Below are 908 nucleotides of genomic sequence, written 5' to 3'. Positions count from 1 at the left end.
GATCAAGTTGATGTAAACGTTTTCTCTTTTTGTATGGACGAGAGCTCGGTAGTCGATTCTCTTAAGATTTTCTTCTATGGCAACACTAGGATGTCAATACAGTTAGATCGATCTATGCTCTTAGATAGCACTTTTATTAGCCCTCTTCTCACTATTTCATATATTAGCCTCTTGTTCTGAAACCTTACCTCTGATTTATTTGGATGCTCATTTACATAAACTTGATCGATCAAGCTAAAACAATCCGTTGTATATTAGACGCTATAACTATTTCTAGCTTTAGTCTGAATAAAAATTGACGCAAAGGTTCTGCACCATGAAACAACACCAACGCTTTACACACACAGTTTTTGTATCGACCATTTTTGCTTTGTTGTCTGTGACTACTGCAACCAGTCATGCAAAACAGTATTATAAGTGGGTCGACAGTAACGGCTCTACCCATTACACCACGACGCCACCACCTAAAAATGCACGCAATAAAACTAAAGTCGATACTTATGGTTATCGTGGCACGCCTTCACCGACCAACCAACCTACAGCCCAACAGACAGCCCCACAAAACAATCCATCCAATACGCAGCAAAATGCTCCTCAAAATGGACAACCTGTAAATAATGTTCCTGTCGTGAATCCACCACAGCTACAACAACCTACAGTGATTCCACAAAATAATACCAATAGCGATTCAACGCTTCGCTAGTTCAATTAAGAACAAAATTGCAAGTTTTTCATATTTAAAAACGCGCAAAATTCACTTTTAGGTGTATTTTGCGCTATGCTGTGCAACACAGTTTTTTAACCATTGTTCTCAAAATACGTTTATGACTACTCATATTGATCGATCGTCTAATCCTTTGTATCAAAGGATAAAGCTCATTGACTATAAATGATTGATATCAAATTCT

1 protein-coding gene and 1 pseudogene are annotated in these 908 nt (G+C 37.7%); one reads left to right on the top strand and one right to left on the bottom strand.

Annotated features, from left to right (window positions below; all coding sequences use genetic code 11):
- Positions 1 to 113: 113 nt before the first annotated feature.
- Positions 114 to 227 (bottom strand): annotated as a pseudogene (locus ACJ5GX_RS04360) (hypothetical protein); the annotation flags it as partial.
- An 89-nt stretch (positions 228 to 316) separates the two neighbouring features.
- Here ACJ5GX_RS04360 and ACJ5GX_RS04355 point away from each other — a divergent pair.
- Complete coding sequence (locus tag ACJ5GX_RS04355; protein WP_046759493.1) at positions 317 to 703, top strand: DUF4124 domain-containing protein; 387 nt, start codon at positions 317 to 319, stop codon at positions 701 to 703.
- Positions 704 to 908: the final 205 nt, after the last annotated feature.

It is taken from the genome of Wolbachia endosymbiont of Tuta absoluta (assembly GCF_059414725.1).
This window is presented reverse-complemented; position numbering and strand designations above follow the sequence as displayed.